Annotated in this window: 11 protein-coding genes; 8 read left to right on the forward strand and 3 right to left on the reverse strand. The window is 60.8% G+C overall.

Going from position 1 to position 12,806, the window contains the following annotated elements; all coding sequences use genetic code 11:
- Positions 1 to 63: 63 nt before the first annotated feature.
- Positions 64 to 837 carry a transcriptional regulator GlcC gene (glcC, locus tag BLS87_RS18555; protein ID WP_074754288.1) on the reverse strand — a complete coding sequence of 258 codons (774 nt, stop codon included), beginning with the start codon at positions 835 to 837 and terminating at the stop codon, positions 64 to 66.
- Between the two features lie 431 nt (positions 838 to 1,268).
- Here glcC and glcD point away from each other — a divergent pair, with 431 nt between their 5' ends.
- From glcD to BLS87_RS18580, 5 genes are all read left to right on the forward strand, one after another.
- Positions 1,269 to 2,768 carry a glycolate oxidase subunit GlcD gene (gene glcD, locus BLS87_RS18560; protein WP_074754290.1) on the forward strand — a complete coding sequence of 500 codons (1,500 nt, stop codon included), beginning with the start codon at positions 1,269 to 1,271 and terminating at the stop codon, positions 2,766 to 2,768.
- Entirely contained in the window at positions 2,768 to 3,865 is a 1,098-nt protein-coding gene (glcE, locus tag BLS87_RS18565) for a glycolate oxidase subunit GlcE (protein WP_074754292.1), read from the forward strand. Before glcD ends, glcE begins: the two co-directional genes overlap by 1 nt.
- Positions 3,866 to 3,868: 3 nt before the next feature.
- The gene (gene glcF / locus BLS87_RS18570) at positions 3,869 to 5,092 is read left to right on the forward strand and encodes a glycolate oxidase subunit GlcF (RefSeq protein WP_074754294.1); all 1,224 of its coding nucleotides are present in this window, start codon (positions 3,869 to 3,871) and stop codon (positions 5,090 to 5,092) included.
- A gap of 49 nt (positions 5,093 to 5,141) precedes the next feature.
- Complete coding sequence (locus tag BLS87_RS18575) at positions 5,142 to 5,549, forward strand: heme-binding protein (RefSeq protein WP_074754296.1); 408 nt, start codon at positions 5,142 to 5,144, stop codon at positions 5,547 to 5,549.
- 253 nt (positions 5,550 to 5,802) lie between these two features.
- Complete coding sequence (locus BLS87_RS18580; RefSeq protein ID WP_074754298.1) at positions 5,803 to 7,983, forward strand: malate synthase G; 2,181 nt, start codon at positions 5,803 to 5,805, stop codon at positions 7,981 to 7,983.
- Positions 7,984 to 8,144: 161 nt separating this feature from the next.
- Here the strand turns inward: BLS87_RS18580 and gntR are convergent, their stop codons facing one another.
- Complete coding sequence (gene gntR / locus BLS87_RS18585; protein ID WP_074754300.1) at positions 8,145 to 9,161, reverse strand: HTH-type transcriptional regulator GntR; 1,017 nt, start codon at positions 9,159 to 9,161, stop codon at positions 8,145 to 8,147.
- 273 nt (positions 9,162 to 9,434) lie between these two features.
- Here gntR and BLS87_RS18590 point away from each other — a divergent pair, with 273 nt between their 5' ends.
- From BLS87_RS18590 to csrA, 3 genes are all read left to right on the forward strand, one after another.
- A complete protein-coding gene (locus tag BLS87_RS18590; protein ID WP_143024419.1) occupies positions 9,435 to 9,950 on the forward strand; it encodes a gluconokinase in 516 nt (171 codons plus the stop codon).
- 115 nt (positions 9,951 to 10,065) lie between these two features.
- Positions 10,066 to 11,418 carry a GntP family permease gene (locus BLS87_RS18595; protein ID WP_074754304.1) on the forward strand — a complete coding sequence of 451 codons (1,353 nt, stop codon included), beginning with the start codon at positions 10,066 to 10,068 and terminating at the stop codon, positions 11,416 to 11,418.
- Between the two features lie 514 nt (positions 11,419 to 11,932).
- Complete coding sequence (gene csrA, locus BLS87_RS18600) at positions 11,933 to 12,121, forward strand: carbon storage regulator CsrA (protein WP_062380972.1); 189 nt, start codon at positions 11,933 to 11,935, stop codon at positions 12,119 to 12,121.
- 373 nt (positions 12,122 to 12,494) lie between these two features.
- On the opposite strand, the gene BLS87_RS18605 is transcribed toward csrA, so the two are convergent.
- Positions 12,495 to 12,737 carry a DUF465 domain-containing protein gene (locus BLS87_RS18605; RefSeq protein ID WP_074754306.1) on the reverse strand — a complete coding sequence of 81 codons (243 nt, stop codon included), beginning with the start codon at positions 12,735 to 12,737 and terminating at the stop codon, positions 12,495 to 12,497.
- Between the last annotated feature and the right edge of the window lie 69 nt (positions 12,738 to 12,806).

A 12,806-nucleotide genomic window follows, 5' to 3' on the forward strand; every position in this document is an offset into this window, starting at 1 on the left:
CTTGTTTTTCGTAAACGATTTACGCAATGCGTAAATTGCGGCAATACCTGTCAGCTGTCAAGGTCAGGTCCACCCCTCCAGCCGCAAGGTGGCCCGCACCAGTCGCTGCTCTTCGTTCTCGATCTCGCGCAGGCTGTCGCAGATGCTCTGAATGTGCGCCACGGCTGCCTTGCGCGCCTGTTCCGGCAGCCGCCCGGTGACGGCGTTGTAAAGCCGCGCATGATGGCGGTCGATCTGGCGCTTCTGCGCTTCGCGGTGGTAGAGGTTGTTGACTGATGCAAACACCGTGTTGAGCAGCAGGTCGGTCAGCGAGCGCAAGGTCTGGACCAGGACCGGGTTGTGCGAGGCCTCGCAGATCGCCAGGTGGAAGGCATGATCGAGGCGTGCGTGTTCGGAGGCCGACAGTTCATGGTCGTGAGCGGCAACCAGCGCGTCGTAGGCCCGGCTGATCAGCACGAAATCAGCGTCCGTCCCACGCAAGGCTGCCAGGCGAGCGGATTCCCCTTCCAGCAGGCTGCGCACCTCGAACAGGTCGTACAGCGTGCGAGGTTGAGAGGCGAATAAGTGCATCAAGGGCGAGGCGGCGGTCAGCCCCAACCCACCCATCTGGGCGACGAACGAGCCCTTGCCTTGTCGGGTCTCGATGATACCTCTGGCGCGTAACAGCTTGAGCCCTTCACGCAGCGCCGTGCGCGATACGCCGAGCTTTTCGGTCAGGCGCCGCTCGGAGGGCAACAACTGCCCGACCTTGAGCACCCCGTCGACGATCAGCCGTTCGATACGCTCGCTGACCACATCGGCGACTTGAGGCGCGAGCTTGTTTGCAGGCGTTTCCATTGATCCAGCGTCCGCGATAGGGGTGATTCCTGTGCATGCCTGTAGGAGTCGGGGTGCTAGCGAACGCAGAGGGTCAGCTACCCTTTAGCTTTCTGCCTGACCGCATTCGCCAGCAAGCCGGCTCCTACAAGACAGCGTTCTTTGATCAAGCATTGGAAGAGCAGTATCCATTCACGCCGAACCAACTGGTATGACCAGTGATAAACGTGAAGATATCGAGGAAACGACCCGATACCAAGACCTTGATAAGCAAACAATTTTTCAACAGCCGTTGTGCAAATGACAAAAAAAACTGGTTCGACCAGTGCTTTAAGACATGGACAGTAAGACGCTCACAGCCAATGATGCAAGTCAGCGGTAGAACGTTCCGTCCAAGAACGGGCCCTCCATAAAACCGCTTTATATAAAAACAACAGGGTTGCGAACCCATCATGAATATTCTGTACGACGAACGCGTCGATGGCGCGTTGCCTGCCATCGACAAGGCTCAGCTGCTTCAGGCCTTGCAAGCGCGACTGCCTGATCTGGACATCCTCCATCGCGAGGAAGAACTGCGTCCTTACGAATGCGACGGCCTCTCCGCCTATCGCACCACCCCGATGCTGGTGGTGCTGCCGGAGCGGGTCGAACAGGTCCAGACGCTGCTCAAGGTCTGCCACGAGCGCGGCGTGCCCGTCGTGGCGCGCGGCGCGGGAACAGGCTTGTCCGGTGGCGCCCTGCCCTTGGAAAAAGGCGTGCTGCTGGTGATGGCGCGCTTTAACAAGATCCTGCACATCGACCCCGCCGGACGTTTCGCCCGTGTTCAACCCGGCGTGCGCAATCTGGCCATTTCTCAGGCTGCTGCGCCTCACGACCTCTACTACGCACCCGACCCTTCGTCGCAAATCGCCTGTTCCATCGGCGGCAACGTCGCGGAAAACGCAGGTGGCGTGCACTGCCTCAAGTACGGCCTGACCGTGCACAACCTGCTCAAGGTCGACATCCTGACCGTCGAAGGCGAACGTATGGTGTTGGGCTCGGACGCACTGGACACGCCCGGCTTCGACCTGCTGGCGCTGTTCACCGGCTCCGAGGGCATGCTGGGCATCATCACCGAAGTCACCGTCAAGCTGTTGCCCAAACCGCAAGTCGCGCGGGTGCTGCTGGCGGCGTTCGACTCCGTGGAGAAAGCCGGGCGTGCGGTGGGCGACATCATCGCCGAGGGGATCATTCCGGGCGGGCTGGAGATGATGGACAACCTGGCGATCCGGGCCGCCGAAGACTTTATTCACGCGGGTTACCCGGTCGACGCCGAAGCCATTCTGCTGTGCGAACTCGACGGCGTGGAAGCCGACGTTCACGACGACTGCGACCGGGTTCGCGCCGTGCTTGAAAAAGCCGGCGCCACCGAAGTGCGCCAGGCCAAAGACGAAGCCGAGCGCGTGCGTTTCTGGGCCGGTCGTAAAAATGCGTTTCCTGCGGTGGGTCGGTTGTCACCCGATTACTACTGCATGGACGGCACCATTCCGCGCCGGGAATTGCCGGGGGTGCTCAAAGGCATCTCGGCCTTGTCCGAAGAATACGGGCTGCGCGTGGCCAACGTGTTTCATGCCGGCGACGGCAACATGCACCCTTTGATTCTGTTCGATGCGAACCAACCGGGCGAGCTGGACAGGGCCGAAGCGCTGGGCGGCAAGATTCTCGAGCTGTGCGTGAAAGTCGGCGGCAGCATTACCGGCGAGCACGGGGTCGGCCGCGAGAAGATCAATCAGATGTGCGCGCAGTTCAACAGCGACGAACTGACGTTGTTCCATGCGGTAAAAGCGGCGTTTGACCCCAGCGGTATGCTCAATCCCGGCAAGAACATCCCGACGCTGCATCGTTGCGCCGAATTCGGTGCGATGCACGTGCACATGGGCAAGCTGCCCTTCCCTGAACTGGAGCGTTTCTGATGGGTGCCGAACGTCAACCCCATTTCACCGCGCAGGATCGCGACGCCAGCGACGTGCTGCTGGAACAGGTCAACCAAGCCATTGAAAGCGGCCTGCCGCTGCGTATTCAGGGCGCCAACAGCAAGTCATTCCTGGGCCGGGAAGTCGCCGGGGAAGTGCTCGACACTCGGGCTCATCGCGGCATCGTGACGTACGACCCGACCGAACTGGTCATCACTGCCCGCGCCGGAACCCCGCTCAGCGAACTCAACGCTGCGCTGGACGCTGCCGGACAGATGCTGCCGTGCGAGCCGCCCACCTTCAGTGACGGCGGCGTGGGCGATGCAACGGTGGGCGGCATGATCGCGGCGGGCTTGTCCGGTCCGCGCCGGCCGTGGTCAGGCTCGGTGCGCGATTTTGTTCTCGGCACGCGCGTCATCACCGGTTTGGGCAAACACCTGAAATTCGGCGGCGAGGTGATGAAAAACGTCGCCGGTTATGACCTCTCGCGTTTGATGGCCGGCAGTTTCGGTTGCCTGGGATTGATCACCGAAGTCTCACTGAAAGTGCTGCCCAAGCCACGCCTGTGCACCAGCATCGCATTGGAGATGGACAGCGCCCGTGCCCTCGCCCGCTTGGCTGAATGGGGCCAGCAGCCGTTACCGATCAGTGCGGCCAGTCACGATGGCCGTGTGCTGAGGCTGCGCCTGGAAGGTGGCGAAGGCTCGGTGGCGGCGGCCCACGATCGCCTGGGCGGCGAATCCATCGACCCGGCTTACTGGCGAGCGCTGAACGAGCATCGGCTGGACTTCTTCACCGATGGCCGACCGCTGTGGCGGCTGTCGCTGCCGACCAATACCGCTGTGCTCGACCTACCGGGCGATCAATTGATCGACTGGGGTGGCGCGCAACGCTGGCTCAAATCCGACGCCAGCGGCAGCGAGATTCGCGCCATCGTCAGCGCGGTTGGCGGGCATGCGCTCTCTTACAGCCACGGCCTGGACGACAGCCCGTTTCAGCCCTTGGCGGCGCCGCTCCTGCGCTATCACCGCCAGCTCAAGGCGCAACTCGATCCGCACGGAATCTTCAATCCGGGCCGAATGTACGCAGAGATCTGAACCATGCAGACCACCCTGAGCGAACAGGCAAAACGCCTGCCCCGCGGCGAAGAAGCCGAAAGCATTTTGCGCAGTTGCGTGCATTGCGGTTTCTGCAACGCCACCTGCCCGACCTACCAACTGCTTGGCGATGAGCTGGACGGCCCGCGCGGGCGAATTTACCTGATCAAGCAAGTCCTGGAAGGCAAGGAAGTCACCGAGAAAACCCAGCTGCACCTGGACCGTTGCCTGTCCTGCCGCAACTGCGAAACCACCTGCCCGTCCGGCGTGAATTATCACAACCTGCTGGACATCGGTCGTGCCGTGGTCGACGCCGCCGTGCCCCGTCCCCTGAGCCAGCGCATGTTGCGCGAGAGCCTGCGCGCCGTGGTGCCGAACGCCGGCCTGTTCAAGACGCTCACGCAGATGGGCAATTCGTTTCGCCCCCTGCTGCCGGGCTCGCTCAAGGACAAGTTGCCCGGCAACATTCGTCCGGCCAAAGCCCGCCCCACGCAACAACATGCCCGGCAGGTGCTCATTCTTGAAGGCTGCGTGCAGCCGGGCCTTTCACCCAACACCAACGCCGCAACCGCACGGGTGCTGGATCGCCTGGGAATCAGCGTGAAATCGATCGCGCAGGCCGGGTGCTGCGGCGCGGTGGATTACCACTTGAATGCACAGGAACAAGGCCTGGACCGCGCCCGGCGCAACATCGATGCCTGGTGGCCGAGCGTGCAGGCCGGTGCTGAAGCCATTGTGCAAACGGCCAGCGGTTGCGGTGCGTTCGTCAAGGATTACGGCCATATGCTGCGCGACGATCCGGCGTACGCCGACAAGGCAGCCAAAGTCAGCGCCCTGACCAAAGACCTGGTGGAGGTGCTGCGTGTCGAACCCCTGGAAAAACTCGGGGCCTGCACCAGCGCAAAACTGGCGTTTCATTGTCCCTGCACCCTGCAGCACGCGCAGAAACTCGGCGGCGCGGTGGAGGCGGTGCTGACCCGACTGGGGTTCAACCTGACCACGGTTCCTGACAGTCACCTATGCTGTGGCTCGGCAGGCACGTACTCGATCACCCAACCGGTGCTGTCGAAGCAATTGCGCGACAACAAAATGAATGCGCTGGAAAGCGGCCGACCTGAGGTCATCGCGACCGCCAACATCGGTTGCCAGACCCACCTGGCCAGCGCGGGCCGCACACCGGTCAAGCACTGGATCGAACTCATCGAGGACGCGCTGCATCCAAGTTGATCGCAGACCGTCTTCTCCCTTTCGCCACCCTCTTCATCAGGAGAACTTCATGAAAACCAAATCCGTACTGACCCAGACCGAAGTCACGCAAATCCTCGCCGCCGCCCGCGCCGAAGCTCAGGCCAACGGCTGGGCCGTGTCCATCGCCGTGACCGACGACGGCGGCCACCTGCTGGGCTTCGAGCGCCTGGACGGTTGCGCGCCGATTGGCGGCTATATCGCCATCGAAAAGGCCCGCACCTCGGCGCTGGGCCGTCGCGAGTCCAAAGGCTACGAGGAGATGGTCAATGGCGGTCGCACCGCATTCGTGACCGCGCCGCTGCTGACCTCGCTGGAAGGCGGCGTGCCGGTGATCGTGGGCGGCGAAACCATCGGTGCGGTGGGTGTGTCCGGCGTAAAAGCCGACCAGGATGCGCAAGTCGCCAAGGCCGGTGTCGCAGCGGTGAACGCGGGATAAATGCTGCACTGCTTTTGATTCTGCCCGGAGGGCGTAGGAGCAAGCTTGCTCGCGATCTGCCGGGAACCGGCAGCAAATGATCCATACGCGGAGTGTCAGAGGTTTCGCGCGATCAGGGTTTACTGCCGCTTCGCGCCAGATCGTCCGAGTGCGGCCCAGAACAAGCGCGCTCCTACACATAAGGCGTGATGCAGAAATGCCCATCCGCCATCGACGGAAAGCGCATAGACATGTTTTTAACGGAGAACCCGAGATGACCGAATTCGTCAACAGCCACAACCTGAAGGTCGCGGCCAACCTGAAACGCTTTGTCGACGAGGACGTGCTTCCCGGAACGGGACTGGACCCGGACGTCTTCTGGGCCGATTTTGACTCGCTGATCCACGACCTGGCGCCCATCAACCGTGAACTGCTGGCCGAGCGCGACCGGATTCAGGTGCAGATGGACAAATGGCACAAGTCCAATCCGGGCCCTGTCACCGACATGCCTGCCTACATCGCCTTCCTCGACTCCATCGGCTACCTGCAACCGGTGCCGGCCGAGGTTCAGGCGACCACCAGCAAGGTCGACATTGAAGTCAGCGAACAGGCCGGTCCGCAGCTCGTGGTGCCCGCCGCCAATGCGCGTTACGCACTCAACGCCGCCAACGCCCGTTGGGGCTCGCTGTATGACGCGCTGTACGGCACCGATGCGATTTCCAGCGCCAACGGTGCGGAGATCAAGGCCGGTTACAACCCGCTGCGTGGCGAAAAAGTCATCGCCTTCGCCCGTGCGCTGCTCGACGAAGCAGCACCGCTGGCGTCCGGCTCCCATGTCGACGCCAAGGCCTACGCCGTGGACAGCGGCGAACTGCGGGTGACCCTGGCCGACGGCAGCCAGTCGCGCCTCGCACAGCCGGAAAAATACGTCGGCTATCAGGGTGACCCCCAGCAGCCCACTGCGATCCTGCTGAAAAACCACGGCCTGCACATCGAAATCCAGATTGATCCGACCAGCCCGATCGGCAGCAGCGACCCCGCGGGCATCAAAGACCTGCTGATGGAAGCGGCGCTGTCGACGATCATCGACTGCGAAGACTCCGTGGCGGCCGTTGACGCCGACGACAAGCTGGTGATCTACCGCAACTGGCTGGGCCTGATGAAGGGCGACCTGACCGAAGCGTTGGTCAAGGGCGGCAAGACCATCACTCGCCGACTCAACCCCGATCGCGAATACACCGCCGCCGATGGCAGCCACATCACCCTGCACGGTCGTTCGCTGCTGTTCATCCGCAACGTCGGCCATCTGATGACCAACCCGGCGATCCTTTACGACGGCAAAAAGGAAATTCCGGAAGGTATTCTCGACGGCGTGATCACCAGCCTGATCGCGCTGCACGATCTGCACAATCGCGGCAACTCGCGTGCGGGCAGTGTCTACATCGTCAAACCGAAGATGCACGGCCCGGCCGAAGTGGCCTTCGCCGATCAACTGTTCAGCCGCATCGAAGACGTTCTGAAGATCCCGCGCAACACCCTGAAAATGGGGATCATGGACGAAGAGCGGCGCACCAGTGTCAACCTCAAGGCCTGCATCAATGCCGCGTCCGCACGGGTCGCGTTCATCAACACCGGCTTCCTAGACCGCACCGGCGACGAGATGCACACCTCGATGGAAGCAGGCCCGATGCTGCGCAAGGGCGACATGAAGGCCACGCCGTGGATCAAGGCCTACGAGCGCAGCAACGTGCTGGTCGGTCTGGCCTGTGGTCTGCGCGGTCGGGCGCAGATCGGCAAAGGCATGTGGGCAATGCCGGACCAGATGGCCGACATGCTGGCGCAAAAGATCGGCCATCCGAAGTCCGGTGCGACCACCGCCTGGGTGCCTTCACCAACCGCCGCCACCCTGCACGCCCTGCACTATCACAAGGTCGATGTGAAGGCGGTGCAACTGGAGCTGGAACAGGTTGATCTGGACAGCGTCAGCGAAGACATTCTGCTCGACCTGTTGAGCATCCCGGTTGTGGCCGAAGCGAACTGGACCGACGAGCAGATTCGCGAAGAGGTCGAGAACAATGCGCAAGGGCTGTTGGGCTACGTCGTGCGTTGGGTCGAGCAAGGCGTCGGCTGTTCCAAGGTGCCGGACATCCACAACGTCGGCTTGATGGAAGACCGCGCCACGCTGCGCATCTCCAGTCAGCACATCGCCAACTGGCTGCGCCACAAGGTGATCGACGATCACTACGCGCTGGAAACTCTCAAGCGCATGGCGAAGGTCGTGGACAAGCAGAACGCCGGCGATTCGGCCTACAAACCGATGGCGGAAAACTTCGACACATCGGACGCGTTTCAGGCCGCATGTGAACTGGTGTTCAAAGGCCGTGAACAGCCGAGCGGGTACACCGAACCGCTGCTGCACGCGTTCCGGTTGGCGTATAAGAAAGAAGACAAGTAAAGCTGTCCCAGGAAGACTGCAGCACCTGTGGGAGCTGCAGGAGGTAACGACGGTGGCGAAAGCGGTTTACCTGACACACTGCATTCGCCACCGTCGTTACCTCCTGCAGCTCCCGCAACGAGATGTGTCAGCCAGAAATCCCGGTCCGCACACCATCGTGATCAGGTGCTTTCCCGCACCACCAGCTCAAACCCCAGATCGACCTGCGCCTGCTGAACATTGCCGTCCAGCAAGCCGAGCAGCAATTGCGCGGCGCGCTGACCGACTTCTTCACGGGGGGTACGAATGGAGGTCAGACGCGGCACCATATGGGCCGAGCCTGGCAAGTCGTTGAAGCCGATCAGCGACACTTGCTCAGGAATCTTGATCCCGCGACGCAATGCCTCCAGCGCAGCCCCTTGCGCCAGGTCGTCGTTACAGAAGAAGACCCCGTCCACGTCCGGATGCTCTGCCAGCAGACGCGCAAACAACTCGCCGCCCAGGCCGATCGAGGACGGCAGCGGCGAGGCCATCTGCAAGGTTTCGTCATACAGCCCTTGCGCTTCCAGTGCTCCGCGAAACCCCGTGCCGCGCTGAATCACCCGTGGGTCCAGTTGCGCCGACACATACGCCAGACGCCGACGCCCACGGCTCAACAAATGCCGCGCCGCCTCGGCGCCCGCCTGCTGCTGGGAAAAGCCCACGCAAGGCTCCGCGCGCGCAGGGTCGAGCTCCATCATGTGCACGCACGGTACACCACTCGCCGCCAGCAGCTGTTGCGCAGCCTGACTGCGATCGAAGCCGGTCAGCAAAATGCCACGCGGTCGGTTCGCCAGATGGCTGCGCAACAGGTTTTCTTCTTCTATAGGCGAGTAGTGATAGTTACCGATCACCACTTCCAGCCCGCGCGGGCGCAAGACGGTTTGAATGGCTTCCAGTGTCTCAATGAACAACTGGTTGGACAGGGACGGCACCAGCACCACGACCGACTGACTTTGCGAGGAAGCCAGCGCACGGGCAGCAGGGTTGGCGACATAGCCTAGACTCTGCGCAGCGGCACGGACTTTCTCCACCAGTTCCGGCGCCACCGTGGCCACGCCACGCAGTGCTCGGGAAGCGGTAATCGGGGAGACGGCGGCCAGTTTCGCGACTTCATTGAGCGTGGGACGACCGGTGGAGCGGGAACCAATGCGTGTCATGCGTTGCCAACTGATTGGAAGGAAAAGCTGAAGGGGTCGCGATTGTTTCGGATGGGCTCTAAGGTAGCGCTATCTCACGGAGGCCCGCAACTTTCTTCGATCGTACTCACGAACGGAACCGATGCATCTCATGGATCAGCGAGATACCCATAACAATGACTACACCCGGAAACAGTCTTGCCGGTTTTGCACACCATCCGGCAAAGACAGCGCTGTCTTCGGGACGAGGTTTTTATGACTACTGCTCCACATGCAATATCCGCCGTTGTGGTAATGGGTGTTTCCGGCTGCGGCAAAAGCGCCGTCGGCGCTGAAATTGCCAAGAACTGCGGCGGTCGCCTTATCGAAGGCGATGCGTTCCATCCTCAAGCGAACATCGACAAGATGAGCGCTGGCCATCCCCTCGATGACGAAGACCGCGCAGGCTGGTTGACCCGTTTGGGCGAAGAAGTGGCCAACGCGCTGAAGAATGGCGAAAAGCCGGTCCTGACCTGCTCCTCCCTCAAGCTCATCTACCGTGACCGTCTGCGTGCAGCCGTGCCAGGGCTTGGTTTCGTGTTTCTGGAACTGACCAAGGAGCTGGCGACCGAGCGTTGCTCGCACCGCCCAGGGCATTTCATGCCGGCCAGTCTTGTCGACAGCCAGTTCGCGACCCTCGAGCCGCCCTACGGTGAAGACCGGACGCTGGTCGTCGATGCGACCAAAACCATCGAGACCATCGGTGCCGAAGCGGCGACCTGGTGGACGGCTTCGCAAACCCAATCTGCCAACGCTCTCACCGGCTCCTGATCCTGGATCCGGCGTGAGCGACAAAGATAGCGCTGTCTTCTTGTGTGCACACGGCAGTGAACAACAGCGCTGAGCAGTAGCTCCAAAAAAACAAAATACAACGGAGAGACACCCCATGTTCGGTATGACTCAAGACACGTATCTACTCGTCGATGCGTTGGTGACCATCATTGGCCTCGTGCTATTGATCACCAAGTTCAAAGTCCACCCTTTTATTGCACTGACCATCGCAGCAGGTTTTCTCGGGCTGACCTCCGGGATGCCAGTAGACAAAGTCATGAAATCGTTCCAGGACGGTTTTGGCGGCGTTCTGGGTTTCGTCGGTATCATCCTTGGCCTGGGCACCATGCTTGGCAAGTTGATGGCTGACTCCGGCGGTGCCGACCAGATCGCCCAGACGTTGATTCGTCGCTTCGGCAAGGATCGTGTTCACTGGGCCATGATGTTCTCGGCCTTTCTGGTCGGTATCCCGCTGTTCTTCGAAATCGGCTTCGTGCTGCTGATCCCGCTGGTGTTCATCGTTGCCCGTCGCAGCGGCGTCTCCATCGTCAAGATCGGTATCCCGCTGCTCGCCGGCCTGTCCGCGGTACACGGTCTGGTGCCACCGCACCCGGGCCCGCTGCTGGCCATCGGCATCTTCAACGCTGACATCGGCAAGACCATTTTCTACGGCCTGATCGTCGCTTTCCCGACGGCAATCATCGCCGGCCCGATCTTTGGTAAATGGATCGCCAAACGCATTCCTGGCAACCCGTCCAAAGAGCTGATGGACCAGATCGCCAGGGAATCGACCAACGAGAACCTGCCGAGCTTCGGCATCACGCTGGTCACGATCCTGCTGCCGGTTTTCCTGATGCTGCTGAAAACCTTCGCCGACGTCGCGTTGCCGAACGGCCATATCTTCCGCATCTGGATGGACTTCATCGGTCACCCGATCGCTGCCCTGCTCTTCGCGTTGCTGCTGGCGTTCTACACCTTTGGCTCGGCACGCGGCTTCAGCCGCGACCAGATCATCAAGCTGCTGGACCAGAGCCTGGCGCCGGTCGCCGCAATCGTGCTGATCGTGGGCGCGGGTGGCGGCTTCAAACAAATGCTGGTGGACAGCGGCGTCGGCAACCTGATCGGTCACATGGCCGTGCAGGCGCAGATTTCGCCGATCCTGCTGGCGTGGCTGGTGGCTGCGGTGATCCGCGTTGCGACCGGTTCTGCAACCGTTGCCACCATCACCGGCGCCGGGATCGTGGCCCCCGTCGTTGCACTGGTGCCAGGCGTCAACCGCGAGCTGCTGGTGCTGGCCACCGGCGCGGGCTCGCTGATCCTGTCCCACGTCAACGATGCCGGTTTCTGGCTGGTGAAGCAGTACTTCAACATGACCGTGGTTGAAACCCTGAAGACCTGGACCGTGATGGAAACCATCCTCTCCGTGGTGGGTATCATCCTGATCATGCTGCTGTCGCTGGTGGTCTGATTCCCTGACCGCTGCACCCATGCCCACCCTCGCGGTGGGCATGTTGTTTCTGCCCTCCTCCCGCCTCTGCTCGCTCGCACGCTGCGGGACTCACGCAGCCTGTCGCCGATTTGCTCAAACTCATCTCACTTTGCCGCCACGCAATTCGGAACTCTCCTACACTGCTCTAGGAGATCACGTACAAGCAGGCTAATGAAAATTTCATCGCCGTCTGGCACGAGTTCTTTGCAATAAATGCGAAAGGAGTGTGCAATAGGCGCCGCCCCGGATCCGGCTATCAGGGTTATAGCCAATCACTAAGGGGATGTACTGCCAAAAACAGGCAAAATTCGCATGCCGTCTCGCCTCGGGAGCACCCATACCAATGATAAGAAGCGGGTCCTGGGGAATTAAAACCGTATCCATAGCGTCATACTGACGGACGCATTTGGATGCACTCGGCATTACCACCACCCAAAAGGCTAACGCCAGCCTCCTGGTAGAGGCGCTTCAAGAGGCCATCAAGGAAAAGATTATGTTGATACTCACCCGCAAAGTCGGCGAAAGCATAAACATCGGTGACGAAATCACTGTCACCATTCTGGGCGTACAAGGCCTTCAAGTAAGGCTCGGCATCAACGCCCCGAAGAATGTTTCAGTACACCGTGAAGAAATTTACAAACGTATTCAGGCCGAAATCGCACCGAACCAAGAACCCCAATGAACCACCCGGTGCAGCTGACTTGCCCACCCGTGCGCATGTTAGCCACCCGGGTTTAGTGTTTAAGTCACGCGTCTGCTGCTGCCCGGCGGCAGACACATTAAACGGCGCACGCCCGGCGCCGTTTATTTTCGGCGACACTTTTGGATCCATGACAGCCATCGTTCCCTTGGCGCCCGCCGCCGCTTAACCATTGGCTGCCGTCAACTAACAAGTTAGCTCGCTACTTAACTGACAGGTCCAAAGAACCGCTCTAGCTCGTACTTTCAGGAAGAGGCCGCGGCTTCATTGCCGTGCGCGTTCACGTGAGAGCTCAATAAAAAACGGCCGATTTCCAATGAAAACCGGCCGTCTGTTATTCAGGAATCAGGAAGATTCAGTTCGAAGGCGGCAGATGGTCAACGATATTGTCCTTGGCCAGCAGGCGTTTTTCCTTAAGCTTCTTGAGTTGGTCGTCCGACATGTCGCCGGCCGATCCGGCCTCCGCCTTGACGATGTCAGCGTCGATCATTTCGTATTGGTCGACCAGTTGGTTGAGCTTGGCATCCTTGCTGCGAAGTTTGCCCAACTCGTCCTTGCTGACACTTAAATCCGCGTACAAATCGTGCTTGACCGGCATGGTGCGCCTCTCCTCTGATGACAGATGTTGAATGATTGAGGGTAGCTCACCCCAAAGGTTCGGCATTTG

It is taken from the genome of Pseudomonas abietaniphila, assembly GCF_900100795.1.
GTDB classification, from domain to species: domain Bacteria; phylum Pseudomonadota; class Gammaproteobacteria; order Pseudomonadales; family Pseudomonadaceae; genus Aquipseudomonas; species Aquipseudomonas abietaniphila.

Coding starts and splice junctions, on each gene's coding strand:
- glcC (WP_074754288.1), bottom strand. CDS start 837: ATGGAAACGCCTGCAAACAAGCTCGCGCCTCAAGTCGCCGATGTGGTC.
- glcD (WP_074754290.1), top strand. CDS start 1,269: ATGAATATTCTGTACGACGAACGCGTCGATGGCGCGTTGCCTGCCATC.
- glcE (WP_074754292.1), top strand. CDS start 2,768: ATGGGTGCCGAACGTCAACCCCATTTCACCGCGCAGGATCGCGACGCC.
- glcF (WP_074754294.1), top strand. CDS start 3,869: ATGCAGACCACCCTGAGCGAACAGGCAAAACGCCTGCCCCGCGGCGAA.
- BLS87_RS18575 (WP_074754296.1), top strand. CDS start 5,142: ATGAAAACCAAATCCGTACTGACCCAGACCGAAGTCACGCAAATCCTC.
- BLS87_RS18580 (WP_074754298.1), top strand. CDS start 5,803: ATGACCGAATTCGTCAACAGCCACAACCTGAAGGTCGCGGCCAACCTG.
- gntR (WP_074754300.1), bottom strand. CDS start 9,161: ATGACACGCATTGGTTCCCGCTCCACCGGTCGTCCCACGCTCAATGAA.
- BLS87_RS18590 (WP_143024419.1), top strand. CDS start 9,435: ATGGGTGTTTCCGGCTGCGGCAAAAGCGCCGTCGGCGCTGAAATTGCC.
- BLS87_RS18595 (WP_074754304.1), top strand. CDS start 10,066: ATGTTCGGTATGACTCAAGACACGTATCTACTCGTCGATGCGTTGGTG.
- csrA (WP_062380972.1), top strand. CDS start 11,933: ATGTTGATACTCACCCGCAAAGTCGGCGAAAGCATAAACATCGGTGAC.
- BLS87_RS18605 (WP_074754306.1), bottom strand. CDS start 12,737: ATGCCGGTCAAGCACGATTTGTACGCGGATTTAAGTGTCAGCAAGGAC.